Source organism: Rhodococcus sp. MS13, assembly GCF_013277835.1.
GTDB classification, from domain to species: domain Bacteria; phylum Actinomycetota; class Actinomycetes; order Mycobacteriales; family Mycobacteriaceae; genus Rhodococcus_F; species Rhodococcus_F erythropolis.
In genome coordinates this window covers 469,692-495,342 of the sequence record NZ_VBTL01000009.1, presented here as the reverse complement: position 1 = coordinate 495,342, position 25,651 = coordinate 469,692, and the positions used below count along the sequence as shown (strand labels likewise).

The window sequence follows — 25,651 nt, the reverse complement described above, 5'->3', positions numbered from 1 at the left end:
AGAAGCGCCACCCGACTCGGTCGGGTGGCGCTTCTTGCTCTGTCGGCGTTGCAGTTCCGGCCCACTCACACCACGCGGCGAGCCTTCATGCCTGCGAAGATCGGGCCGACCTTCACCACGTCACCGAATGTGGGTGCGTGAAGCATCTGTCCGTTCCCGACATAGATCGCCACGTGGCCGGGACCGCCTGCCTGCCAGTTGCCGAACAACAGGTCACCGGGCTGCGCCTGATCCAGCGGGACCTCGACGCCGACGCCCCACTGTGTCTCCGAGGTCCGGGGCAGAGTCACTCCGGTGGCCGCGTGGATCGCGTACGACGTCAGACCCGAGCAGTCGAACCCGCCCATCGAGGGCCCGTTGATGTTTCCGCCGCCCCACACGTACGGCAATCCGAGAAACTTCAGACCGGCCTCGACGACGCCGCCAACGGCAGCGGCGAGGTTGTTGTAGTCGAAGGGTGCGAGCATCAGAGCGAACGAGTCCTGCAACGATTTGATCTGTGCGACAAACGGAGCGGCGACCGCCTGCTCCGCGGGAACCTCGCCCGCCTTGTCGGCGGGGACGCCGCCCGCTTCGCGAACTGCGTCCGGCCCGACGTCGTAGGCAGCGAGCGCGAGGTCGACGGTATCGCCCTCGACCTCACCGGACTTCTGCCAGGACTGCGCTTGCTTCACGAGATCGCACAACCGGTATCCGGTTGTCATCACCGGATCGGCAACGCCCAGGATGTCCATCTTTCCGTCGCCGTCACCGTCCTTGCCGTATGCCGTCCACGCTGCGGTGGTGAAGCGGCCAGGCCCGCGCCCACCTTCCGGTGAGATGTCGGTATCGGGTCCGTACTTGAATCCGTTCTCGACCGAGTACAGCGAAGCGATCACCGCGGGCGTGATCTCCGAGCACAGAGCACCGGCCTTCTTGATCCACGGCGCGAACACCGCCACCGCTCCAACGGGCGCCAATGTCGCTCCCGGAAAGTTGGAGGGTACGGAAGGCACGATTCCCTCAGGTGTGTCCTGAGTTCGTGCCGGTCCGTTCCAGGCTGCAAGTGAGACTGCAGCATTCGAAGACTCGTTCTTCTCGACTTGTGCGGGCGCTCCGAGAGTTCCACTCATCACGCCCAGTGCGGTGCCGATCGACACAGCGATCGCCAGGACACCGACTGCCATCCGAACCTCCGATAAACCTCTGAAAATCTACGTACGTGGTCGTACCCGAAACTTGTCGGTGCGAACATCTACCCTTTCGAACATGCATTCGACACGGCTCAGTCTCGCGACTCCTGTAACCAATGTCTCATTTATCTCGGTGGGCGTTACGCAAATGACTACAGACACCAAGGCTTTTCTCAGGTTCGGCGTGCAAGCTGAGTGCATGAGCGACGATCGGCCACGACCCGCCCGGGGACGCACTACGGTGTATCGACCCGTTCGCCTCGCCCTCGCAGCCACGGCTGTGGCGGGAGCGCTCGCAAGCGGCGGACTTTCACTCGTTTCTTCTCCCACTGCCACGGCACTCGCGCCGGACACCTCGGCTTCTCACACCAAGAATCCCGTAGCGAAGCGGCCCGTCGTGGTCGCCGGATTCGGAACCCCGGACGCCGTCTCCAACGGTTCGTGAGCACTCCGCGCTCGGCCTCCGAGTGGCTCACGTGGGGTGTGCAGGCCCGGGTTGTCGTCACCGACCCTGATGTCCTTCCCTCCGCGGCCAGCCTGGTTCGCGGATACCTCACCGCTGCCGACGCTGCCACCAATCGAGATCGTGCCGACTCCGAGATTCGTACCTATGTCAGCGCCGCGAGCAACGTCGACGGCGTCGCCGTGACTCCGATGTTCGCGCACTTCCTCGAAGACGCGTTGGCCGTCGCACGACTGACCGACGGCAAACTCACGCCGACGGCCGGGTCGGCAGACCCTCACTCCTGGTGGAAGATCCGCGTCGAGAACAACCGCGTGTACAGCCCGGACGACGTCGTTCTCGATCTGTCCGCGACGGCCCGCGCCAGTTCAGCGGACCACTGCGCGGCATCGACCGCCACGCTTCTCGGGTGCGGAGTACTGGTCGGCCTCGGCGGGGACATCGCGGTTGCCGGCCCGGCGCCGGAAGACGGCTGGCAGATTCAGGTTCAAGACCTGCCCGGCGACCCGACGTGCCAGGTAGCGCTTCCTTCCGACTGCGGGATCGCCACGGCCAGCACCGTCAAACCACTGCACCGCGAATCGACGGCGACGCCGATGTGGCGCACGGTGTCGGTGATTGCATCTTCCTGCGCCCAGGCCGCCGCATTCAGTCGGGTTGCGGTCGGCATGGGCGGTTCGGCCATCGACTGGCTACATCAACTCGACGTACCCGCCAGGCTGGTCGACCAGGAGTACCGCGTAACGGTTCTGGGCGGCTGGCCTGACGAGTAAGTCGCGTCAGTTCTGCAGTCGTACGGCGTAGCCGGCACGGTCGAAGGCGGTGAGAAGTTCCGCCTTGTTGTCCGGACCCCGCGTCTCGACGGTGAGGAAGACTTCCACTTCGTCGAGCGCGAGTTCGCCACCGGTACGGGAATGGATGACGTCGACCACGCTGGCGCCGTTCGCTCGAACCACTTCGAGCAACGAGACCAGTGCGCCCGGCCGATCGTCGATGGTGATGTGAACGCCGAGGAACCGTCCGGCCGCTCGCAGACCGTGCGAGATGACGTGCGTGAGAAGCAGCGGATCGATGTTGCCGCCGGAAAGCACGGCGCACACCGGCCCTGTCAGTCCCAGCTCCTCCGGAGAGCAGGTCATCAAGGCCGCAACGGCCGCAACGCCGGCCGGTTCGACGATGAGCTTGGCGCGTTCGAGGCACAGCAGGAGCGCTTTGGACAGCGCTTCCTCGCTGACCGTCACCACGGCATCGACATGGGCGGCAACTTCGGCGAACGGAACCTCGCCCGGGCAGCCAACGGCGATACCGTCTGCCATCGTGGACATCGACGCCAAGGCGGTCGGCTTCCCGGCTGCCAACGACGCCGGCCAGGCAGCCGCGGTCTCGGCCTGCACTCCGACGATGCGGACCTGCGGGCGTACAGCTTTGACTGCTGCGGCCACTCCGGCGATCAACCCGCCGCCGCCGGTGGGGACGAGGATAGTGCCGACCTCAGGCAGTTGCTCGAGGATTTCGAGCCCCACAGTCCCCTGCCCCGCCACGACGTCCTCGTGGTCGAAGGGGTGGACCAGAACTGCTCCCGTCCGGTCCGCGAATTCGCGAGCGGCCACGAGCGCTTCGTCGACAGTCGAACCGTGCAGGTGGACCTGAGCTCCATATGCCTTGGTGGCCACCAACTTCGGCAGCGGCGCACCCGTCGGCATGAAGACGGTCGACTTGATTCCCAGTTCTGTTGCAGACCAGGCAACTCCCTGCGCATGGTTACCGGCACTGGCCGCCACCACGCCCGCTGCCCGTTCCTCTGCGGAAAGATTGGCAATGCGGTTGTACGCACCGCGCGGTTTGAAAGAGCCGGTGCGCTGCAGGTTTTCACATTTCAAGCTCACGGCGAAGCCGGTGGTTTCGGACAACACTCGCGAGGCCACGACCGGGGTGCGTCGCATGACCGGGGCGAGCAGTTGCTGTGCAGCCTTTATCTGTTCGAGATTCACGCATGCCTCCAGAAAGTGCGCCTCCACACCCTCGTGAGGTGTGAAGGCGCACTGCAGATTCGAAGTCGAATTACTGTAGAGCGAAGATCAGGACAGCGCTTGCTCGATGTCGCCGACCAGATCGGAGGCGTCTTCGATGCCGACCGACAGGCGAACCAGATCGTCGGGAACCTCGAGAGCGGAACCGGCCGTCGAGGCGTGGGTCATCGCGCCGGGGAACTCGATGAGAGATTCGACGCCGCCGAGAGATTCTGCCAGCGTGAAGATCTCGGTGCGCGAGCACAGGTCGAGAGCTGCCGCCTTGCCGCCCTTGAGGCGGACGGAGATCATGCCGCCGAAGCGTCGCATCTGCTTGGCCGCGACCTTGTGTGACGGATGCGAAGCCAGGCCCGGGTAGATGACGCTGGCAACCGCGGGGTGGCCGTCGAGCAATTCGACGACCTTCTCCGCGTTGTCACTGTGACGCTCCATGCGCAGCGCCAATGTCTTGATTCCGCGCAACGTCAGGAACGCGTCGAACGGGCCGGGAACGCCACCGGATCCGTTCTGCAGGAACGCAAACGCGGTATCCAGTTCTTCGTCGTTGCAGACGAGAGCGCCGCCGACCACGTCGGAGTGTCCGCCGATGTACTTGGTCGTGGAGTGCAGCGCGATGTCGGCACCGAGCTGCAGCGGCTGCTGCAGGTACGGCGACGCGAAGGTGTTGTCCACCACGATCTTTGCGTTGCCCTCGTGGGCGACCTCGGCAAGGAGCTCGATGTCACCGATATTGAGCAGCGGGTTCGTGGGCGTCTCGACCCAGACCAGCTTGGTGTTGGACTTCATCGCCGCGCGCACCGCATCGACGTCGGACACCGGAGCCGGGGTGTACTCGATCCCCCACTGCGTGAACACCTTGTCGATGAGACGGAAGGTTCCGCCGTACGCGTCGTCGGGGATGACCAGGTGATCGCCCGGTCGAAGTACCGAACGGAGCAGGCAGTCGGTGGCCGCCATTCCCGAACTGAACGCTCGGCCGTAGGTTCCGGATTCGAGCGCGGCAAGGTTCGCCTCGAGCGGGCGACGGGTGGGGTTGCCCGTTCGCGCGTACTCGAAGCCACTGCGCATTCCACCGACGCCGTCTTGGGCGAAGGTGGAACTTGCGTAGATCGGCACGTTGACCGCACCGGTCAGCGGATCGGGTTCGTAACCCGCATGCACCGCTTTCGTGGAGAAACCCTGCCAGCTGATGTTGTCGGCCTTGCTGCGTTGCTCACTCATGGTCCCCAGCCTAATGGCGCCGGCACCGGCGCAGGAATCCGAACTCAGGAATCCGAACTCAGGAAACCCAGGAGATCGTGGCGCGTGATGACACCGACCGGCTTGCCGTCGTCGACGACCATGAGTGCGTCGGTGTCACCGAGCGCCTTCGTGGCAGCCGAGACCGGCTCGCCGGAACCGATGAGCGGGAACGGCTTGCTCATGTGCTTCTCGACGGAATCCGCAAGGTGCGCACGGCCTTCGAATACCGCGCTCAGCAGATCTCGCTCGGACACGCTTCCGGCGACCTCGCCTGCCATGACCGGCGGTTCCGCACCGACGACGGGCATCTGGGACACGCCGTACTCGCGCAGGATCTCGATCGCGTCGCGCAGAGTCTCCGACGGGTGAGTGTGAACGAGGTCCGGCAGCTCGCCCGACTTCCCGCGCAGGACGTCGCCGACGGTGGGGACGTTGGTCTTGCCGTCGAGTGGGGTGCGCAGGAATCCGTACGACGCCATCCACTGATCGTTGAAGATTTTGGACAGGTAGCCGCGGCCGCCGTCCGGGAGGAGGACGACGATCAGAGCGTCGGGGCCTTCGCGCTTGGCTACTTCGAGGGCAGCGACGACTGCCATACCGCAGGAACCGCCGACCAGCAGTCCCTCTTCGCGGGCGAGGCGACGCGTCATCTCGAAGGAATCGGCATCCGAGACGGCGATGATCTCGTCCGGGATGGACGGGTCGTATGCCGACGGCCAGAAGTCTTCGCCGACGCCTTCGACCAGGTACGGGCGACCGGTGCCGCCGGAGTAGACGGAGCCTTCGGGGTCTGCGCCGATGACCTTGACCTTGCCGCCCGAAACTTCCTTGAGGTAGCGGCCGGTGCCGGTGATGGTGCCGCCGGTGCCGACGCCCGCGACGAAGTGCGTGATCTTGCCGTCGGTGTCGGCCCAGATCTCGGGACCGGTGGTCTCGTAGTGGCTCTCCGGTCCGCCCGGGTTGGAGTACTGGTTGGGCTTCCAGGCGCCGGGGATCTCACGGGTGAGGCGGTCGGAGACGCTGTAGTAGCTGTTCGGGTTGTCCGGTGCGACGGCCGTGGGGCACACGACCACCTCGGCGCCGTAGGCACGCAGGACGTTGCGCTTGTCTTCGCTGACCTTGTCGGGGCAGACGAAAACGCACTTGTATCCACGCTTTTGCGCCACGAGTGCCAAGCCGATTCCGGTGTTGCCCGAAGTCGGCTCGACGATGGTGCCGCCGGGCTTCAGTTCACCCGAAGCCTCGGCTGCGTCGATCATCTTGACGGCGATGCGGTCCTTGGAGCTACCGCCAGGGTTGAGGTATTCGACCTTGGCTGCCACCGTGCCGAAGTTTTCGCCCGTGACGGACGTGAGCTTGACGAGTGGGGTGTTGCCGATGAGGTCGACGACGTGTTCCGCGATGCGCATTCGTCCATGTTCCCAGATGAAAGAAAACGGTGCGCGCGGACGTCGGGCGAAGGTGGTGCAATCCGGCTAGATTGGCAAGTGTGAGTCGAACCGGACTGAAAGCGTCGGTGGCCACGGTGGTGGCCGGATCGAGTGCAGGCACGCTCTCCTGGTTGGGCTACAACTATCTGATGTCGCAGGCGGGGGCGGCCCGTGGGGTGATCGGTCGCAATATCGCCAAGCCACCCGAGGCGGACGGGGTGTACGCACCCGGCGCCGACAACCCGGAACTCTGGTGGCGGGCCGTGCCCTTCGATCTCCACTTGATGATCTTCGGCGATTCGTCTGCGGCCGGCGTCGGCGCGCTGACGGCGTCGGAAGTTCCGGGTGTGCAGGTCGCGAAGCTGCTTGCGAGTGAAACCGGGAAGCGAATCCGTTTGAGCACCAAGGCCATCGGCGGCGCCACCTCACGCGGGTTGAGTGGGCAGGTCGACGCCATGTTCGTCGCCGGCCCTCCCCCGGATGCTGCCGTGATCCTGATCGGCGCCAACGACGTCACGGCGAAGAACGCAATTCATGCTTCGGCAAAACGCCTCGGCGACGCGGTACGACGGCTACGCGAGAGTGGCGCCGTCGTTGTTGTCGGCACCTGCCCGGATCTGGGGGTGGTCACGGCTATCCCGCAACCACTGCGCTCCGTGGTGCGTGAATGGGGTCATCGTCTCGCGCTCGCCCAGGCGTCCGCGACCAGAAACGCCGGGGGTCATCCCGTTCCACTAGCCGACCTGCTGGCCAAGGAATTCCTGGCCTCGCCCGACACGATGTTCTCGGCTGATCGTTTCCACCCGTCGGCGGCCGGCTACGAGCTCGCGGCGAAGCAGATCGTCCCGGTTCTCGCGTCGGCTCTGGGTGAGTGGCAGGGTGGCCCGCTACCCGAACTTCCCCACGTCTCGGAGGCGGCGCAAGCTCGCACCGTCGCGGCCCGACTGACGGCAGCGGCAACTCAGTGGAAAGCCTTCGCGAGACGCACCAAACCCGCAGTTCAGCGCCCCGACGTCAACTGAGTGAGACTGCGTGACCACCATCTGGGAGCGGCAACGTAAATTGTAAGTCGAAGCTGCATTCAACTTGCCCTGCTCGACGGCGTTTCAAGCCGCCCACGAGCAGTACACAAAAGGAGTTTTCATGCCCGAGGCAGTAATCGTCTCAGCAGTACGGTCGCCCATCGGCCGCGCAATGAAGGGTTCGCTCAAGGACATCCGCCCGGATGACCTCGCAACTCAGATGGTTGCCGCCGCGTTGGCAAAGATCCCCGAGCTCGACCCCACCGAGATCGACGACCTCATGCTCGGTTGCGGCCAGCCCGCCGGCCAGTCGGGCTTCAACATCGCCCGCGTCGTCGCCGTTCAGCTCGGCTACGACTTCCTCCCCGGTGTGACGGTCAACCGTTACTGTTCCTCCTCGCTGCAGACCACCCGGATGGCATTGCACGCCATCCGCGCAGGCGAGGGCGACGTCTTCATCTCCGCCGGCGTCGAGTCCGTCTCCAGTTTCATCACGGGCAACGCCGACGGCCTACCGGGCACCAAGAACCCGCTCTTCGACGCAGCGCAGGCTCGTAGCGCCAAGCTCGCCGAGGGTGGAGTCGCCTGGACCGATCCTCGCGAAGAAGGCCTGATCCCCGACGTGTACCTGGGCATGGGCCAGACCGCCGAGAACGTCGCTTCGGCCACCGGCATCACCCGCGAAGACCAGGACCGCTGGGCAGTTCGCAGCCAGAACCGCGCCGAGGAAGCCATCGCTCGCGGCTTCTTCGAGCGTGAAATCACGCCCGTCACCCTCGCCGACGGCACCGTCGTCTCCAAGGACGACGGCCCCCGCGCCGGCACCACCTACGAGGGCATCAGCGGCCTCAAGCCCGTCTTCCGCCCCGACGGCACCGTCACCGCCGGCAATGCCTGCCCGCTCAACGACGGCGCAGCCGCACTGGTGATCATGTCCGACACCAAGGCGAAGGCACTCGGCCTGACCCCGCTGGCTCGCATCGTCTCCACCGGCGTCTCGGGCCTGTCCCCCGAGATCATGGGCCTCGGCCCGATCCAGTCCGTCAAGAACGCCCTGAAGATCGCCGGCAAGTCGATCTCCGACATCGACCTGTTCGAGATCAACGAGGCATTCGCCGTGCAGGTCCTCGGATCCGCTCGCGAACTGGGCATCGAAGAGGACAAGCTCAACATCTCCGGTGGCGCGATCGCCCTGGGTCACCCCTTCGGCATGACCGGTGCCCGCATCACCAACACCCTGATCAACAACCTGCAGGAGCAGGACAAGACCTTCGGCGTCGAGACCATGTGTGTCGGCGGCGGACAGGGCATGGCAATGGTGATCGAGCGCCTCAGCTGATCCCCTGAGCACGTCGAAAGCGGCCGCCCGGCTTCTGCCGGGCGGCCGCTTTCGTGTAGTCGTGTTTCAGGTAGTCGTGAATTTCCGAGCAAAACTCCCCAACTCGCGAATCAACGCTCGTGCAGCGTCGTCCTCACGCTGCACAGCGGCGCGGGCTTCGTCGGCCCAACCGTGGCGGAGCAGTCGCTTGGCGGCAAGGACTGCCGGTCCGATGTTGGCGGCAATCTGCTCGGCACTCTCGCGGGCACGTGCCTGTACCTGGTCGGCCGGTACGGCGGCTGTCGCCAGTCCGTAGGCGGCAGCTTCGACGCCGCTGAGCCACCGGGCCGACAGGATCAGCTCGGCGGCTCGCTGCGTTCCGATCACCTTGGGCAGCAACCAACTACTGGCAGCTTCGGGAGCTGTACCCAGCGACGTGAACGGTGCCCGCAGGCGTGCGTTCTCGGCAACGTAGACGACGTCGCAGTAGAGCAGCATGGTCAGGCCGATGCCGACGGCAGCGCCGTGCACCGCGGCGATCAAGGGCTTCGGGAACTCCACCAGCGCAACGATCAGCGGCGCGAATGCGTGGCCGAAGTCGGCGTTGTCTGCGCCTGGTTCGGCGAGTGCGCGTAGGTCGACGCCACTGGAAAATGCCTTGCCTGCGCCCTCGACGATCACCACGGCCACGGCTTCGTCCGACGCCGCGTCGTCAAGCGCCTTGGTCAACGCTCGAAAGCCGGCCGCATCGAAAGCGTTCAGGCGGCTCGGATTGTTGAAGGTCAGCGTTCGCACTGCTCCGGCATCCGCCACCAGCACGGGTTCGGTGGTGTTTGTCGACATTCGCTCCCCTTCGCTCCAAACCAAGCAGTTGCTAGGTATCCAAGCACCGTAACCGCCCACAGACGACAAAAGAAGGGCCCCTCGCGGGGCCCTTCTTCGTGTTACGGAACGACTCGAGAACTAGTCGTTGTTGAAGTAGCTCAGCAGACGCAGGATCTCGACGTACAGCCAGACCAAGGTGACGGTGAGGCCGAATGCGACGCCCCAGGCTGCCTTCTCGGGCGCCTGTGCGCGGATCAGCTGATCAGCGGCATCGAAGTCGAGCAGGAAGCTGAAGGCTGCGATGCCGATGCAGACGAGGCTGAAGATGATGGCGAGCGTTCCGCCGTCACGCAGTCCCAGCCCGCCGTCGACGAAGAAGCTCGCGACGAGGTTGCCGAGCGCCAGAACGACAACGCCGATCAACGCGCCGATGATCATTCGCGTCAGACGCGGAGTCACCCGAATCGCGCCGGTCTTGTAAACAACGAGCATGCCGAAGAACACGCCGAAGGTGCCGAGGACTGCCTGCGCGATCAGTGCCGATCCGCCGACGCCACCGAATTGAATATCGGTGAACATGAACGACAGCGCACCGAGGAACAGACCTTCGGCGACGGCGTACGCCAACACGATTGCCGGGTTGTCCATCTTGCGGCCGAACGTCGCGACCAGAACCAGAACGAGGCCGACGAGACCGCCGCCGATGACCAGCGGGGTAGCGAGGTCGGCGTTGTTGTTGACGAGGAAGTACGACACCAGTGCCGAGATCGTCAGCACGCCGAGCGTGATGCCCGTCTTGGTGACGACGTCGTCGATCGTCATGGCCCGCGAGGTGGGACCGGTCTGGTACGGCTCGGCCGGAGCGTACTGCGGCTGACCGAACTGCTGGGTTGCCTGCGAGGCGCCCGCCGTCGCAGATCCGAACGAGGCGTATCCGTTGCCCTCTTGCTTGGGCAGATTGCGGAACACCGGGTTGCTGGTGGTGCGCACCGTGATCATCCCTTCATCGTGGTGGCCTACGACGGGTGCGTCGCGGGTTCGCCGTACGGATCCGAGTTTCCGACACGGTCCGTGTACCTAACTAAAAGTAAAGCACTCGTAATTTACAACGTCGAAGCGTCGGTTGTAGTTCCCGGCGCATTTCCGGAAGATCAACACTCTTCGATACTAGGACGGTTTGACCGACTTCATCACGATGAACTTCGCGTTCTTCGCCATCGCTTCGCTCGGTCCCACCGCGGCTTTCAGCGGTTCGCGATACCCCAGATGCGCGTTGTGAACAGTCCACAACTCGCCACCCGGACGCAGGACGCGACCGGCGGCTTCGAACATCTTGAGTGCTCCGCCGGTGTGCACCGCCGCGCCGACGTGGAACGGCGGGTTCAACAGAACCAGATCGGCACTCGCACTGGGCAACGAACTCACGGCGTCGTCGCGCAGGCCGCTCACCCGATCGCCGACGCCGTTAGCAGTTGCGGTCGCCAGAGCCGAAGCGACGGCTGCCGAGGACTGATCCGTTGCGATCACGTGGACATTCGGGAATTTACGCGCGATCGCCGCCGCGAGAATGCCGCTGCCACAACCCAGATCGATCACGTCGCTCAGCGGATCGACCGCAATCTTTCCGAGGTTCTCCAGGAGCAAGCGGGTGCCGATATCCAGGCTCGCACCGGCAAACACGGCGCCGTGAGCAACGACGTCGAGGTCGAACTCGTCGAGGCGTTCGGTCATCGGGAACGTGATGGCAACATCGGCCTTCGGTTCCGATGCCTTGAGTACGCGGGACTTCTGACGCCCACGCGAGGCGCTGACGTCGGAAAACGATTCGCCGAGAACCTTGTTCATCGCCGGGGTGATGTGCTTGTCACGCCCACCGGCGAAGACACGAACCGCCGGGTCGGCGTGGAGCGCGATCAGCTGAGCGATCTCGGCAAGTTCGGCGAGGCTACGCGGCAATTGCATGAGCACGACGCGGGCGCCGCTGAGCAACTCCTCGTCCAGTCCGTGGGAGGTGAAGGCGTCACTGAAACCGAGTTCGCGCGCATTGTTCGCGAGGGCCAACTCTCCGGTGAGCGGATCCTGGTGAACCCGCACGCCGGCGATTCCGTGAACGAGCGCAGCACCGGCGGTCAGCGCACCGTAGTGATCGCCGATCACGACGACGGTGCCCGCCGGTGCCACGGCAAGAGCGTCGGCGGCCTCGTCGAGGATCAGACGATCAGCCGCGTCGACGGCAAAGAGATTGGGTGCCTCGACATCGGGGAATCGGCGCAGACGATCGAACAGTTCGGGTGTGTCGGACATGCCACCAGTCTTTCAGGTGAATCAGCTCAACACTCAATCCCTGGAAGTGCAGGTGATCAGTTCGACATCCACATCAGTTCGACATCCACTGCACGACGTTGTCGACGGTTTCGCGTTCGGTGCGGAATCCGTTCACCGGGTGGTCGGTGTCGGGGTACCCGAACGAGATCGCGCACACGACCTTGCGCGTGTCGTCGATGCCGAAGTGCTCGTGAATGAACTTGGAGCTACCCGCGAGCGCCGCCTGCGGAATGGTGGCCACCCCCAGGCTCTGGGCCGCGAGCAGGAAGCTGTTCACGTACAACCCACAGTCGACGGCGCCGTAGGTGCCCAATGCCTCGTCGGTGGTGATGATCGCGACGTGGGGAGCGCCGAAGAGCTCGAAGTTCTTCATCGTCTGTGCCGCGGAACCGGCGCGGTCACCGTGCTCGATTCCGACGCTCGAATAAAGCGCCATCGCACAGTCGAACCGACGCGACTTGTAGATGCCCTGGTACTCGCGGGGGAACTCGAAGTCCGACTCCTGGGCGTTGGCCATCACGTATTCACCGAGCCCGGCGCGGAATCGCTCTGTGCCCTCCCCTTCGGTGATCGCAACCTGCCACGGTTGCGTGTTGCACCACGACGGCGTCTTCTGCGCCAGCCGAAGGATCTCCTCGATCACCTCACGTGGCACCTGACGGTCCTCGTAGGCGCGGCAGCTGATCCGGGCATCGAGCAACGCTTCCAGGCTCGTATCCACGACGATGCTCTCGGTCATGTGTTCTCTCCTCGATCAGGCTGCACTACAACACTTCGCACGATAGAACTATCGCTTCAACGCAATAGTCATCGGGTCACCTTTGCGAAGGCCGACACCAGCTCGCCGAACTCCGACATCGCCGTGTCCGGATCCGGATCAACAGCTGCCAGCGCGACCAGCACATCGGTAGCACCGGATTCGAGCAGCTGTTCGGCACCGATCATCGTCGCCGGGAGATCGATCGAACCGTCAGCCCCGCGAACAACGGTCAGTCGCCCACGGACCTGCAATTCCGCTGGATCGCGTCCGAGATCCGCCATGGCCTTCCCGATGACATCGATCCCTTCACGTAGGTCGTCGTCCGCGGCGCCCATGATCGGAATCCACCCGTCACCCCAGGTTGCGACGCGTCGTACGACGGCTTTGGAGAGCGAACCGGATACCCAGATCGGGATTCCAGCGACTGGACGGGGCGCGCAATACACGTCGTCGAACTTCAGACGAGGAGTGTCGATGCTCGCCGGCGCCGAACTCCACAGGGCCCGGCACACAGCGAGAGCGTCGTCGAGCAAGGGTCCTCGTTTACCGAAGTCCATACCGACCGCGTCGTATTCGCGTTGCTGCCAACCGGTTCCGACGCCAAGGTCGAGGCGGCCACCGGACAGCAGATCGAGTGTCGCGGCAGTCTTGGCAAGTACCGCTCCCCCGCGAAGCGCCGCGATGACGATTCCGGTCCCCAAGCGAATTGTCTTCGTCTGTCCGGCAACAAAAGCCAGGACGGTCAGCGGTTCGAGCCAGTTGGCGTCAGGCTCGGTGGGGAACGCCGACCACGTATATGCCGAGTTGTCCGAGCCCATCACCACATGATCGGTGACGAGGACCCGGTCGAAGCCGGCAGCTTCCGCGCTCTGACAGACCTGCACGAGTTTCCCGTAGGAGTTCTCCGCGAGAGTGGTGCCGAAATTAGGAACGTTCAGACTGAAAGTTGTCATGTGTCAAGCCTTTCGGGGCCGGTTGGTCCAGCCGCCTTCTTCGGTGGGGAACCAGCCTCCGGCAGCGTGCGAGCCGCCGTCGACGTGGATGACGGTTCCGGTGATGTATCTCGCCAGGTCTGAAGCCAGGAACAGCGCGGGGCCGGCAATGTCGACCGGCTGGCCCGGTCCACCCAGCGGCGCCCACCCCTGCCACTTGTCCCAGTCGTCGGCAGGGACGATCCTGCGATACGGCACCTGTACCGACTCGATCAGATCCGGGGCAATGGCGTTGACGCGCACTCCGGTTCGACCGATCTCCACACCAAGACTTCTGGTGAACTGCGTCAGCGCGGCCTTGTATGCCGAGTACATGGTGTGGCCCGGGATCGCTCGATGCGCCTCCACCGTCGTCAGGTTCACGATCGATCCACCGACTCCGCGATCGATCATGCCGGGAAGCAGGGCATGGGTCAGGCGCACGACGTGATCGAAATTGATGTTGCCCGCCTCGGACCAGAATCCTGGATCCGTACCGGTGAACGCCGTCGGCGGGTTCAGGAAATGACCCACATTGTTCACCAGAACGTCCGGCGCGAACTCGGTCAACGCGACGGGGACTTCCTGCGCACGCACGTCGTACTCGAGATGGTTGATCGAACCACCTGCAGCTGAGTCGAATTCGACCTCGCCCAGCGGTGCCATGTCCACAACCAGAACTGACGCGCCATGCGAGGCAAATGCTCGAACGATCGCTGCGCCGATTCCCTGGGAACCGCCTGTGACCACTGCCTTCTTACCCACCAACATCGGCCCTGGGAAGTACGCCGATCCGACCACCACGAAGACACCCTTCTGCAGTTCGATGTGAATCACTTCGGCGTACCGTCACACATCGATCGCCAAAACGGGCGCAAAGTTCTCACTCAGTGGTAGCCGCGACACCCAGCCTGCTCGGACCGCCTGGTCGCTCATTCAAATAGTCCGGAATCTCGGCTGCCCGTATCGGCAATCCCTCCAGGTACCCCTGGATCACGTCACATCCGCACTCCGTCACTATCGCGCGCTGCCTCTCCGTCTCCACGCCCTCGGCGACGGTGTCCAGCCCGAGAGATTTGGCAATCGCGATGACGGCTCGCAGGACAGCGAACCTCGAATTCGAGGGATCCGCGTCCAGCGGTGCGACGAACGCCCGATCGATCTTCAACCGATCGAGCGGCAGCCGGGCCAAGCTGGCAACCGAGGAGAACCCTGTACCGAAGTCGTCCATCGCAATCGCGATTCCGAGCGCCGAGAGCTGTACCAACACATCTCGGTCGGCATCGTCGATGACCAGCGATTCGGTCACCTCGATCTCGAGTCGGCTGGGGTGGAGGTTCACCTCGTTCAGTGTCTGGCGTACCGATTCGACGTATCGACTCGAACGCAGTTGCACCTGAGAAACATTGACGGCAACCCGAATGTCCTCCGGCCACGTTGTCGCTGCCGTGCAGGCAGCCCGCAAAACACCTGCACCGATCGGCACGATCAAGCCAGTTTCCTCGGCGACCGAAATGAAGTCTCCCGGCGAGACGAGACCTGAAGTCGGATGGTTCCACCGCAGCAGAGCCTCGAACCCGACAACAACTCCCGTCGCGGCTGAAACCTGCGGTTGATAGACCAACTCGAACTCTTCGTCGATCAACGCACGACGAAGATCCAACAGTGCTCTGGCCCGACCTGTCGCACGATCCCGCAAAGTCGCATCGAAGGCGCGAATCTGGTTCCGACCGCTCTCCTTTGCGTGGTAAAGCGCGAGGTCCGCAACAATCACCAGGTCTTCGAGGCTGTCGGCGTCGTCGGGCATCGAGCCGTACCCCAGACTGGCACGAATGCGAATCTGGTTGCCGACCAGTGAAAATGGTCGTTCGAATGAGTCGAGAATCGTTTGGAATCGTTCCTCAACCTCATCTGCACTCGCGATGTCGTCGAAGGCGGAGTCGTCGAAGGCGGAGTCGTCGAAGGCGATGGCAAACTCGTCACCCCCCAGTCGCCCACAGATCTCGTTCGATCGCAGAACGCTGTGCAGCCTGCTCGCAACATCGCGAAGCACGTCGTCTCCGACGTGGTGTCCCAACCGGTCGTTGATCGACTTGAAGTTGTCCAGGTCCAGAATCGCCAACCACACTCTGCGTCCGTCCCGAAGCCTCGACGAGAGCTGAGAGTTGAAGCTGTACCGATTCTTGAGCCCGGTCAGCGAATCGACTTCCGCCAGTCGCAAGATATTTTGACGCTGGTGATAAGAGTGCGTGATATCGGATCCGACACCGCGCCACCCGTAGTCCGCCCCGTCGCCGCTGGCGGGGTGACCTGACATCGACCACCAGCGAGTATCGCCCCGTACGACAACTTGCATGGTGAGGTCCCGAAACGCCGTCCCGGCTTGAAAATTCGCGGTGAGAAGATCAAGGGACTTCCTGCCCGCATCTGTTCGAGATGCGCCGATCCCGATCAGGATCTCGTGCATGGTGCGGCCCCGAATCTGCGCTGCCGGTAAACCGACCTGCTCGGCAAATCGATACGACACGGTACTGGCGATACCGCGCGAATCGGTTTCCCAGAGCCAATCCTGCGCTCCGTCTTCGAGATCGTTGAGCAACAATTCGACGAGATCTCGTTCGTCCTCGGCTACGAGTTCGGCGCGTAGCCGTCTCTCGAAGAGGTTGGCCAACAGCAAAGTTCCGCTGTAGAGCGAACCTACGAAGATGACCAGCACCCCGATCAGCACGAAACGCGATGTGCCCGGTTCCGTCCAGAACGCCCCGGCAAGCCCGACTCCCACCAGGCTGATCCAGACGACAGTGATTCCGCGAAACATCATGGTGGGAAACACGCCGACCGCGATCCCACCGATCAACGTCGAGCTCAGTACCAATTCGTCACCAGGATCGAGCATCGGGAAGAGAACGAGAGCCAAGCACGCCAGGAGCACTCCCCAGACGATGATTTCGACTGTGAGCACCACCAATTCGGTGGTCTGGGACTCTGAGACTCCCATACGCGAGCGCCGGAGCCAATAGACACTGAACCCAGCGCTCGACAACAACATGACACTCGACCAGGCGAAGCTGAACCATCCGGCATCCACCGGCAGGAGCACCACGATCGCTGACAACGCAACCGCCGCAGTCAGAAACGACCACGGAAGTACGCGCGCGGTGAACCGCAGGCGTCGATCGAGTAAGCGGCGGCGATCGTAATCCGAGAGGTTTTGTTCCGTGCCGCTGCGACCGAGCTTGCGCACAGACGTCTCGACACGACGCCTACGGAGTACCGCCGGGTCATCCACGTCGGCCTGCTACCGCCGCTGCGACCGCGTCGACCGACATGACCCCGCCGGCGATGTATCCCTGAACAGTCCTCACCCCTGCAGCGGCCACGGACTTCAAGTCCTCCTCACCGTCGACTCCCGAGACGACGACCTCCATTCCCAGCGCGTCGACCAGATCCACGACAGCTTCGAGAATCGGCCGTCCACCAGGCGCCGCACCCGAAATGGAGCGTTCTATCCGGACTCGGGTGAACGGAAGGCCGGACAGTGATGCGAGCGAGGAGAATCCGGCACCGAACTCGTCCACGGTCAGCGCGATTCCCATGTCTGCAATGGCGTGCAATGCAGACTTGGACTCGTCGGTGATCGCCGAGGATTCGTTGAGTTGAAGCTCGAGCTGATGTGCGCTGGCGTCCGATCGTCGAAGCGAATCCCCTATCGAGTCGACAAAGGAATCCGATTCGAGCTGACGCGTCGATACCGCGACGGCTACCCGCAGGTGATCAGGAAGACGCGACGCCGCCTCGCACGCCAGCTCGAAGACGGTCGTTCCTAGTGAATAAGCCAAACCGGTGTCGTCTGCGACGCTCATGAATTCGGCGGACGTCACAGCTCCGAGGCGGGCGTTGTGCCAGACCACGCGGACCTCCACGGCAACGATCTCGCGGGAGAGCACGTCGATCCTGGGCAGCAGCTCGAGTTCGAGGTCCTTCTCCGCGACGGTGTTTCCCAGATCTTCGAGCAGGCGGGCCCGCCGATCGGCCACGGACTTCATCGAGTCTCGATATTCACGCACGGCCCCGCGCCCGGATTCCTTTGCCGCGAACAACGCGAGGTCCGCAGCGCCCATCATTTCGTCGGCGGAGGACGGCAGTTCGGCGGGGAGGTAGTACCCGATGCTGCATCCGATCTCCAACCGCGTGCCGGCCACTGTGATCGGCTCATGCAGAGTTTCGATGTAGCGGCCGAGCAGAGTACGAACTTGCGAACTGTCACCTACATCGGTGAAAAGAATCGCGAACTCGTCTCCACCCAGACGTGCGAACAGCTGTGACATCCCGCCGGCCTCGGACAGGCGATCCGCGACCTCTCGCAGAACCGCGTCGCCAACGGTGTGACCCAGTGTGTCGTTGACCGATTTGAAGTTGTCGAGGTCGAGCATCGCCAACGCGAGACCACTTTCGATTGTGTACGGATCACGCAGCAGTCGCTCGAGCTCGGTCCAGAAGCTGTGCCGGTTCGGCATGCCGGTGAGTGCGTCCACCCGACCCATCCGCACGATCTCGTCACTCTGCAGTTTCACTTCCGTGACGTCGGAACCGACTCCCCGCCAGACGAACTCGTCAGGCGTGCGGCCGGGGCGCGGGCGTCCGGAGATCTGCCACCACCGGATTTCACCGTGCACTCGGACCGGAACGAGCACGTCGACGAATGCGGTCTTCGTGTGGCGGGCTTTCTGCAACTCCATGAGCGCATCGATTCCGCCGGGGATCCGTAGGGTGCCCAACTCCATGAACAGGTCCTGCCACGCCGTTCCCTGCAACTCGGTGGAGTCCAGCCCCGCTTCGACCGCGAGCCGCGTCGGGATTCGGTTGAACTTGCCTTTCTGGTCCGTCTCCCACACGAAGTCTCCCGCGTTGCCTTCGAAATCTTCGAGAAGCATCTGCACAACCGATCGTTCCGACGCGGCGCTCAATTCAGCTCGGTAGCGAGATTCCAGGTTGCCCGAGACCACTATCGTGCCGCCGATCAGAGCTGCGCCGTAGGCGATCATTCCAATGAGAATTCGTTCGAACTCGGGCCCCGGTTGAAGCCAGAATGCCACCCCGAGGATGACCATATTGGACAGGATCCAGGTGACCCCCACCATCCGCAACATCGCGGTGGCCACGGCTCCGGCACCGGTGATGGATGTGGTGACCGCTATCAGGATCAGGTCGCCGGAATCGTCCAGGATCGGGTACAGGACCAGGGCGAGCGAGGAATACAGGATCCCGACTACAGCAAATTCGACGATGAGAAACGCGTAGGACATCCGGTACGTGGGTGCGATCAGGTTGAAATGAATGGCGAGACCGACGCACATCCCCACCAACCCGATCACTCCGGACAGGAATGGCCACAGGCGCGGCAACGGTCCGCTGTCCGGCGGAATCACATACAACGTCAGCCCGAGTGTGACGACTAGGTGGACAGCAGCGGCCCACGGCAGCACGCCGAAGGTGACGGCTATCTGCTCACGAGTGACGTCATCGCGCTGCGCGGGCGTCAATCTTTCTCTCTGGTGGGGTTGCAGAAGAGACAGGACCGACATCACTTACCTCCCGCTCCCACGACTCAATTCGAATCGGACGTCCGACTCAGCAATTCTCTCGTAATTAAGCACTGCGCTGCCAACCAGTACGTCCGACCTATTTCGGAGTCAGGTCTGCCCACAGACACAGTAATCAGCAAACTACTGGTCTGCCGGTAGTTGGTGCGGCAAGTTTGATGCGGATGGGTTGAAATCAGACATGAGGGACAATGGCCGGAGATCGCCGATCACGTCGGTGGAGATTCCTCGACGGGTAACACGATCGGACTCATTCGAGTTCAGACAAGGACTATCACGATGGCAATCGACTACACCCGACGTTCCGGCGAGTCCACTCCGTCGCAAGCACCGGTCAGCCTGAGCAAGATCACGCTCACCAAATCGGCACCGACGGTCAACCTCGCGAAGGCGGGTGAACGACAAGGCAATATGCGGGTGAACCTCAACTGGTCGCAGGGAGCACCACCGAAGAAGACCGGTTTCCTCGCCAAACTCGCCGGCGCAGGTTCTGGCGCGGTCGACCTGGACCTCGGATGCCTCTACGAACTTGCCGACGGGTCCAAGGGAGTAGTTCAGGCCTTGGGCAACAGTTTCGGTTCACTGACTTCTCCGCCCTACATCTCCCTCGACGGCGATGACCGCAGTGGCGCGAACACCGGCGGCGAGAACATGCACGTCAATCTTGGTGACCCAAGCGCTTTCCGGCGAATCCTGATCTTCGCGATGATTTACGACGGCGCCCCCAACTGGGCGGCCGTGGACGGCGTCGTCACCCTGTATCCCACCAACGGCCCCGAGGTGGAAGTGCGGCTCGATTCGGCCAGCAACCAGGAGCGGTTGTGCGCAATCGCTCTCATCCAGAGTTCAGGTCAGGGCGTGACGGTGACCCGCGAAGTTCAGTACATCAACGGCAGTCAGTCAGATCTCGATCGGGCCTACAACTGGGGAATGAAATGGGCGGCTGGACGAAAGTAGGTGTCGCGGGCGGGGTGTCCCCCATCCGAATGACAATGTCCGAATCGTCCACAATGTCGCAAGTTACTGGATAGTGTCGAGAAGTGGGGTCGGACATGAGGGGTCACGCTCGACACCGATAGTGGGTCGGTGACGCTATGTGCTTGGCGACACCGACGTTCGACCGGAAAGGCCCTCGATTTCCCCCGAGATCGAGGGTCTTTTCGTATCTTGCGTCACTGTTCGGACCCGTTTTATTAGTTGATCGTTAAACTAAGCGTTCGTCCAACATGTACCGATGGAGAACGTGAATGTCCACGAATTCAGATCGACGCCCGCGCCTGCCCGTGAAAATCGCCTACCTCACCGCGGGAGTTCTCTTTGTCGCCGCCATGCTCCTGCTGGCAAGCGTCGTCAACCCTGACCGGGACCGCGATTTCTCCATGAACCACGTCCCCGCGGGGACGTCGGTGACCTCCGTCGTCGCCACCACTGACCTCGGCTAACGAAGGTACTGGTACGTAAGTGGCGCGCGTCACGAACTGTGGGTACCTTCAACGCCAATGGTTCGCCGTAGGTCGGTATTGAGAGGGACGGCCAACCACTGCCCTGCCTGGTTGCCCCACCCAAGCAGGCAGGGCACCCCTTCAACTCCATCGACTTTTCTGCGGATCCACGCCGACACACTCTGGCGTCCGGACAGTTTCACCGCAGCGCCTGCAGTAATGGGTCCGATGCCCGCCATTCTCGGTCGAGGCACACCCGCACACCTCCCAGCCGACGAGGCACGTATTGCCCGTCAGCGGGTGTCCGTTCGGGCAGCGGTCCGGGGATCGCTCGGTTAGCCGCATCTCCACATTTTCGCACACACGTTCGATGCCTTGGTGCTGCACACTGCAAATTCGATTGCACCGGCCGCTTCCGGTCAGCCCGAGCGCAACTATCCCTTCTGTCACTTCGGTCTGCTTTAATACGAAGGCTTTGTCGGGGGTTTACCAATGTCCGAAGTTGTCGAGTTTCTGCGAGCACACGCAGGCGAACACGGGGTTGAACTATGGGTTTCTTCAAGAAGGCGGCTGTGACTGCTCTAGCGGTCGCTGCAGTCGGAGCATCAACAGGGATCGCATCAGCTGATCCGTCAACCGACGTGAACTACGAAGCGAAGATCGTCGACAAGTCGATCGTCACCACTATCGACGCCGGGCTGTTCAAGGTATCCGGCGACGGCCACTCCGTCGTCTTGCAGGACAGCAAGGGAGCCGACCTTGTTTCGCTGCCTCTCGCATACAACCTCGGGGATCTGCAGTTCCCCTTCGATCGCACGATCAGTGAAGACGGTAAGACCCTCACACTGACACCGATTACCGATTCGGCGAAGGCAACACCTCGACCCGAGAGTGCGCCTGCGGCAAAGGAATGGACGCCGGTAGCCTCGCCCGAGGAGAATGATCGGGCGATTGCGCACTTCCAGAGTCAACTCGGTCTCGGCACTCAGGTCGGCAGCCTGCTCGGCACCATCGTCGGCGCCGGAATCGGTTGCGCTGTCGGCGCTCCGCTGGGCTTGACCATCGTCGGACTCCCCGTCGCTGCGGCACTGTGCCTGGGTGGCCTCGCAACAGGAGCCGGAATCGGCGGTGTCGCCGGAACCATCCTCGGTGGCGGCGGCGCGGCTGTCGTAGCCGGCATCGATCTCGTCAACACACTGAATGCGCCTGCCGGAACGACCGTCTGGGCCCAGTAGCCACTTGGTGAGCAGTCGTTGCTCCACGAAAACCCCGCCCGTCCGTATGAGGACGAGCGGGGTTCTTCGATATCGCACCGAATGTTGGACTACGCGGTGCCCCCAGTCGGACTCGAACCGACACTTGACGGATTTTAAGTCCGTTGCCTCTGCCAATTGGGCTATGGGGGCCTTGACGCACCCGACTGGTCGGGTGCGTCGGGAATCAGACTATCGGGTGGGTCTGAGCTATCGACATCGCGATGCCGTCGAGGATGTCGTGTTCGCTGACAACCAGTTCGGTGATCCCGGCTCTGGCTTCGAATGTCTGAGCCAGCACCGTGGTGATGATCGCTCCGCCGCCGATGACGTCCACCCGCCCCGGATGCATCGGTCCGAAGGCGGCGCGATCAACCCGAGGCATGGCGGTAAGTCGCTCGCACACGTCGAAAAGTTGCTTGAACGGAATCCTCGACAGGTGCACCTTCTCGGCGTCGTACTCCGGGAGTTCCTGAGCAATCGCGGCCAGCGTCGTCATGGTTCCAGCGACACCCACCCAGGTGTGCGCCTTCTCGACGGGCACGGCCTCGAATGCCTCGGCCAATTTCGCGGTCGCAAAAGCCGTCGCCTCGGAAACCTGCTCTGCCGTAGGCGGATCCGACGGTAGGCATCGCTCAGTGACGCGCACACAGCCGATGTCGGTGGAGTACGCAGCCTGGACGCCCGACGCGTCGCCGAGGACAACTTCGGTGGACCCGCCGCCGAGATCGACTACCACGAAGGGGCCCTCGGAGGGATCAAGTTCTCCCACAGCACCACCGAACGAGAGTCGCGCCTCTTCGTCGCCGGTGATCACCTCCGCTCCGGATCCGGGAATCACCGCACCGAGCACGTCCCGCGTCATCGTGAAGAAGTCTTCCCGATTCGCAGCGTCGCGAGTAGCCGACGTCGCGACCATTCGAACGGCGGTTGCTCCGGCATCGGCGATCATCGACGCGTACTCGACCAGCGCGACCCGGGTGCGTTCGATGGCCTCGGGCGCGAATGTCCCTGTCGCATCAACACCTTGGCCCAGTCGCACGACGCGCATCTCGCGCCGGACATCCACCAGACGGCCGTCGGCGCCGACGTCGGCGATCAGCAGTCGAATGGAGTTGGTACCGCAATCGACTGCGGCAACACGGCGAGTCACCGGTCGGCGGTGTCGGCATCGTCGATGCCAGGCCAGTCCGCGGGAATTGCAGTTCCGCGGAGCTTTCCGTGGCCGGCCAAGGCAACGGACTCGTCACCGAGCGGATTGACGCCGGGACCCTTGGCAAGCGAATGCGCCATCAGCACGTGCAAGCACTTGACGCGATCCGGCATCCCGCCACCGGCAAAGTCGGTTCCGAGAGATTCGATCGCGTCCCGCTCGGCAAGGTACGACTCGTATGCCCGCCGGTAGGCCGCGGCAAGTTCCGGATCCTGGGTCAGGCGTTCGGTCATTTCACGCATGACGCCGGCGGATTCCTGACGGCTCGCTTCGGCAGTCAGTCGCGGGTCGGTTAGGTAGTACAGCGTCGGGAACGGTGTTCCGTCCGGAAGTTTGGGGGCAGTCTTGACGACGCCGGGCTGACCGTCCGGGCTGCGGTACGCGATCTCGATCACTCCGCGTGGCTCACGGCCCAATTGAGCGGCAACGGCGTCGAGATCCGCTTGTGAAACCTGTGGGGAATTTTCGGACGTGTTGCTCACCCGGTGGGTACTCCTTGTTCTTCTGGCTCTATCGGCGCCAACGGCATCGGGGCCGGTGTCGTCGTCTCGGGAACCACTGGCGGTTCCGAAATCGTTTGCCACAGATCGCGATACCACGGACCTGTCAGCGGTGTTTCCTTTTCCTGCTTCTTCTCGGGTTCCTTGTAGTCGCCGGGAAGCTGAACCTGAAACGGGGTCTCGCCCGGTTTGACGTACCGAAGGCGTTCTCGTGCAAGAGCTTCGATGTACGCAGGGTCGTCGAAGCGCGCGTTCTGGCCTTGCAGCTTTCGCAGTTCTTCCTCGAGCACCTGACGTTCGGCCGCCACCTGCGCGGCATCCGAACGCTGGCTGATGTACGTACGCAGCGGCACTGCCAGTGTCAGCGCCAGCATGAGCACAACCATCGCGAGCACAACGGCCCGACTGGTGGACAAGCCGAAAATGGTGTTGTCCGACTTCGGAAGCCGAGACCAGAACTTGTTGGTTCCGCTCTTCCCCCGGGCCGACTTCGACCCACGCGCCGACGCTTTCTCGGCGGAGACCCCCGGTTGCGCGGGGTCTGTCGCAGCGGAATCAACTGCTGCCGGATCGACCGAAGATGCCGGTTCCGACGCGCGTGGGCGTCGAGCGCTGTCACGACGCGCACGCGACGGTGTGTCCCCACGACGGGAACCACGACCCCCCGGACTTCCGCCGGGGGATCGTGGCTTACCGCGCTGTGCAGACACTACTGAATCTTAGATTTCCGTCAGGCCTCGAAAGCGAAGCGCGGGAACGCAACCTCGCCGGCGTAACGTGCTGCGTCGCCGAGGTTCTCCTCGATACGCAGCAGCTGGTTGTACTTGGCGACGCGCTCGCTGCGTGCCGGAGCACCGGTCTTGATCTGGCCGCTGCCGACGGCAACTGCGAGGTCGGCGATGGTGGTGTCCTCAGTCTCGCCGGAACGGTGGCTCATCATCGTCTTGTAGCCGTTGCGGTGAGCGAGATCGACGGCGTCGAGGGTCTCGGTCAGAGTGCCGATCTGGTTGACCTTCACCAGGAGTGCGTTTGCCGCACCCTTGACGATGCCTTCTTCGAGGCGCTCGGGGTTGGTGACGAAGAGGTCGTCGCCGACGAGCTGGACCTTGTTGCCGATCTGATCGGTGAGTGCGACCCAGCCGTCCCAGTCGTCTTCGTCGAGCGGATCCTCGATGGAAACGAGCGGGTAGGCGTCGATGAGCTCGGCGTAGAACGCCGCCATCTCGGCCGCGGTGCGGTTCTTGCCCTCGAACTTGTAGCCGGTGCCGTCGGTGTAGAACTCGGTGGCGGCGACGTCGAGAGCGAGCGCGACGTCGGTGCCCAGCTTGAGGCCGGTCTTGTTCACGGCGATCGTGATGAGGTCGAGTGCTTCCTTGGTGCCCGCGACGTCGGGAGCGAATCCGCCTTCGTCACCGAGACCCGTGGAGAGGCCCTTCTCCTTGAGGACCGACTTCAGGGAGTGGTAGACCTCGGCACCCCAGCGCAGCGATTCCTTGAAGCTCGGTGCGCCGATGGGAGCAACCATGAACTCCTGGACGTCGACACCGGTGTCTGCGTGCGCGCCACCGTTGAGGATGTTCATCATCGGGACAGGGAGAACGTGAGCGTTGGGGCCACCGACGTAGCGGAACAGCTCGAGGCCCGAGGACTCGGCAGCGGCGCGAGCCACGGCAAGCGAGGCACCGAGCAGAGCGTTTGCGCCCAGACGCGACTTGTCCGGGGTGCCGTCTGCGTCGAGCAGCGCCTGGTCGACCGTGCGCTGCTCGGTTGCGTCGATGCCGATGATGGCCGGAGCGATCTCGCCGAGCACAGCCTCAACGGCCTTCTCGACGCCCTTTCCGCCGTAGCGTGCGCCACCGTCGCGCAGTTCGACGGCTTCGTGCTCACCGGTGGAAGCACCGGACGGCACCGCAGCCCTGGCGAAACTTCCGTCTTCGAGCAGAACCTCGACCTCAACCGTGGGGTTGCCACGTGAATCAAGGATCTCGCGAGCTCCGACCTGCTCAATACTGGCCACTGTGTGGTTCTCCTTCGAATGGGCTTCGCATTGGGGCACGCTCTGCGTGCTTGACACTTGGGCTC

23 protein-coding genes and 1 tRNA gene are annotated in these 25,651 nt (G+C 63.3%); 7 read left to right on the top strand and 17 right to left on the bottom strand.

Annotated features, from left to right (window positions below; translation table 11 throughout):
- Positions 1–65 precede the first annotated feature (65 nt).
- Positions 66–1,166: a C40 family peptidase gene (locus FEZ59_RS19755; protein ID WP_051636488.1), complete on the bottom strand. Its 1,101-nt coding sequence runs from the start codon at positions 1,164–1,166 to the stop codon at positions 66–68.
- Positions 1,167–1,371: 205 nt separating this feature from the next.
- Here FEZ59_RS19755 and FEZ59_RS19750 point away from each other — a divergent pair, with 205 nt between their 5' ends.
- Both FEZ59_RS19750 and FEZ59_RS19745 read left to right on the top strand, forming a co-directional pair.
- Positions 1,372–1,617, top strand: a complete 246-nt coding sequence (locus FEZ59_RS19750; protein WP_153211881.1) for a hypothetical protein — start codon at positions 1,372–1,374, stop codon at positions 1,615–1,617.
- Complete coding sequence (locus tag FEZ59_RS19745) at positions 1,614–2,408, top strand: FAD:protein FMN transferase (RefSeq protein ID WP_060939517.1); 795 nt, start codon at positions 1,614–1,616, stop codon at positions 2,406–2,408. The genes FEZ59_RS19750 and FEZ59_RS19745 overlap by 4 nt, the downstream gene beginning before the upstream one ends.
- A 6-nt stretch (positions 2,409–2,414) precedes the next feature.
- Here the strand turns inward: FEZ59_RS19745 and ilvA are convergent, their stop codons facing one another.
- The 3 genes from ilvA to FEZ59_RS19730 all read right to left on the bottom strand — a co-directional run bounded on the left by ilvA (position 2,415) and on the right by FEZ59_RS19730 (position 6,316).
- Positions 2,415–3,578: a threonine ammonia-lyase gene (gene ilvA / locus FEZ59_RS19740; RefSeq protein ID WP_223257899.1), complete on the bottom strand. Its 1,164-nt coding sequence runs from the start codon at positions 3,576–3,578 to the stop codon at positions 2,415–2,417.
- Positions 3,579–3,713: 135 nt separating this feature from the next.
- A complete protein-coding gene (locus FEZ59_RS19735; protein ID WP_007728802.1) occupies positions 3,714–4,886 on the bottom strand; it encodes a cystathionine gamma-synthase in 1,173 nt (390 codons plus the stop codon).
- Between the two features lie 44 nt (positions 4,887–4,930).
- Complete coding sequence (locus tag FEZ59_RS19730; RefSeq protein ID WP_003943292.1) at positions 4,931–6,316, bottom strand: cystathionine beta-synthase; 1,386 nt, start codon at positions 6,314–6,316, stop codon at positions 4,931–4,933.
- A gap of 80 nt (positions 6,317–6,396) precedes the next feature.
- On the opposite strand from FEZ59_RS19730, the gene FEZ59_RS19725 reads away from it, so the two are divergent.
- Together FEZ59_RS19725 and FEZ59_RS19720 are read left to right on the top strand one after the other, a co-directional pair.
- Positions 6,397–7,359 (top strand): SGNH/GDSL hydrolase family protein, encoded by a 963-nt coding sequence (locus FEZ59_RS19725; RefSeq protein WP_170320380.1) that lies wholly within the window; start codon positions 6,397–6,399, stop codon positions 7,357–7,359.
- A gap of 121 nt (positions 7,360–7,480) precedes the next feature.
- Positions 7,481–8,698, top strand: a complete 1,218-nt coding sequence (locus FEZ59_RS19720) for an acetyl-CoA C-acetyltransferase (protein ID WP_134999178.1) — start codon at positions 7,481–7,483, stop codon at positions 8,696–8,698.
- Positions 8,699–8,764: 66 nt separating this feature from the next.
- Here the strand turns inward: FEZ59_RS19720 and FEZ59_RS19715 are convergent, their stop codons facing one another.
- The 8 genes from FEZ59_RS19715 to FEZ59_RS19680 all read right to left on the bottom strand — a co-directional run bounded on the left by FEZ59_RS19715 (position 8,765) and on the right by FEZ59_RS19680 (position 19,143).
- Positions 8,765–9,520, bottom strand: coding sequence for an enoyl-CoA hydratase/isomerase family protein (locus FEZ59_RS19715; RefSeq protein ID WP_172933068.1), 756 nt, complete (start codon positions 9,518–9,520; stop codon positions 8,765–8,767).
- A 120-nt stretch (positions 9,521–9,640) separates the two neighbouring features.
- Positions 9,641–10,492, bottom strand: coding sequence for a Bax inhibitor-1/YccA family protein (locus FEZ59_RS19710; RefSeq protein ID WP_029536818.1), 852 nt, complete (start codon positions 10,490–10,492; stop codon positions 9,641–9,643).
- Positions 10,493–10,669: 177 nt separating this feature from the next.
- Positions 10,670–11,806 carry a methyltransferase gene (locus tag FEZ59_RS19705; RefSeq protein WP_046378940.1) on the bottom strand — a complete coding sequence of 379 codons (1,137 nt, stop codon included), beginning with the start codon at positions 11,804–11,806 and terminating at the stop codon, positions 10,670–10,672.
- 73 nt (positions 11,807–11,879) lie between these two features.
- Positions 11,880–12,566 (bottom strand): nitroreductase, encoded by a 687-nt coding sequence (locus FEZ59_RS19700; protein WP_021345059.1) that lies wholly within the window; start codon positions 12,564–12,566, stop codon positions 11,880–11,882.
- A 68-nt stretch (positions 12,567–12,634) separates the two neighbouring features.
- Positions 12,635–13,540 carry a TIGR03619 family F420-dependent LLM class oxidoreductase gene (locus FEZ59_RS19695; protein WP_070795961.1) on the bottom strand — a complete coding sequence of 302 codons (906 nt, stop codon included), beginning with the start codon at positions 13,538–13,540 and terminating at the stop codon, positions 12,635–12,637.
- Between the two features lie 3 nt (positions 13,541–13,543).
- Complete coding sequence (locus tag FEZ59_RS19690; RefSeq protein ID WP_070795959.1) at positions 13,544–14,395, bottom strand: SDR family NAD(P)-dependent oxidoreductase; 852 nt, start codon at positions 14,393–14,395, stop codon at positions 13,544–13,546.
- A 46-nt stretch (positions 14,396–14,441) separates the two neighbouring features.
- Positions 14,442–16,847 (bottom strand): EAL domain-containing protein, encoded by a 2,406-nt coding sequence (locus FEZ59_RS30445; protein WP_172933067.1) that lies wholly within the window; start codon positions 16,845–16,847, stop codon positions 14,442–14,444.
- Positions 16,840–19,143, bottom strand: a complete 2,304-nt coding sequence (locus FEZ59_RS19680; protein ID WP_242459855.1) for an EAL domain-containing protein — start codon at positions 19,141–19,143, stop codon at positions 16,840–16,842. Before FEZ59_RS19680 ends, FEZ59_RS30445 begins: the two co-directional genes overlap by 8 nt.
- Positions 19,144–19,440: 297 nt before the next feature.
- On the opposite strand from FEZ59_RS19680, the gene FEZ59_RS19675 reads away from it, so the two are divergent.
- From FEZ59_RS19675 to FEZ59_RS19665, 3 genes are all read left to right on the top strand, one after another.
- Positions 19,441–20,118, top strand: coding sequence for a tellurium resistance protein TerA (locus FEZ59_RS19675; protein WP_007728823.1), 678 nt, complete (start codon positions 19,441–19,443; stop codon positions 20,116–20,118).
- Positions 20,119–20,408: 290 nt separating this feature from the next.
- Positions 20,409–20,603 carry a hypothetical protein gene (locus FEZ59_RS19670; RefSeq protein WP_020908540.1) on the top strand — a complete coding sequence of 65 codons (195 nt, stop codon included), beginning with the start codon at positions 20,409–20,411 and terminating at the stop codon, positions 20,601–20,603.
- Positions 20,604–21,151: 548 nt separating this feature from the next.
- Entirely contained in the window at positions 21,152–21,838 is a 687-nt protein-coding gene (locus FEZ59_RS19665; RefSeq protein ID WP_060939524.1) for a hypothetical protein, read from the top strand.
- A 97-nt stretch (positions 21,839–21,935) separates the two neighbouring features.
- Here the strand turns inward: FEZ59_RS19665 and FEZ59_RS19660 are convergent.
- The 5 genes from FEZ59_RS19660 to eno all read right to left on the bottom strand — a co-directional run bounded on the left by FEZ59_RS19660 (position 21,936) and on the right by eno (position 25,586).
- Positions 21,936–22,009, bottom strand: a tRNA-Leu gene (locus tag FEZ59_RS19660).
- A 34-nt stretch (positions 22,010–22,043) separates the two neighbouring features.
- A complete protein-coding gene (locus tag FEZ59_RS19655; protein WP_060939525.1) occupies positions 22,044–23,009 on the bottom strand; it encodes a Ppx/GppA phosphatase family protein in 966 nt (321 codons plus the stop codon).
- On the bottom strand, positions 23,006–23,551 hold the full coding sequence (locus tag FEZ59_RS19650) for a DUF501 domain-containing protein (protein WP_020908542.1): 546 nt from the start codon (positions 23,549–23,551) through the stop codon (positions 23,006–23,008). The genes FEZ59_RS19655 and FEZ59_RS19650 overlap by 4 nt, the downstream gene beginning before the upstream one ends.
- Positions 23,548–24,279: a septum formation initiator family protein gene (locus FEZ59_RS30440; RefSeq protein ID WP_020908543.1), complete on the bottom strand. Its 732-nt coding sequence runs from the start codon at positions 24,277–24,279 to the stop codon at positions 23,548–23,550. The genes FEZ59_RS19650 and FEZ59_RS30440 overlap by 4 nt, the downstream gene beginning before the upstream one ends.
- Before the next feature lie 20 nt (positions 24,280–24,299).
- Positions 24,300–25,586, bottom strand: coding sequence for a phosphopyruvate hydratase (gene eno / locus FEZ59_RS19640; RefSeq protein WP_019744628.1), 1,287 nt, complete (start codon positions 25,584–25,586; stop codon positions 24,300–24,302).
- Positions 25,587–25,651: the final 65 nt, after the last annotated feature.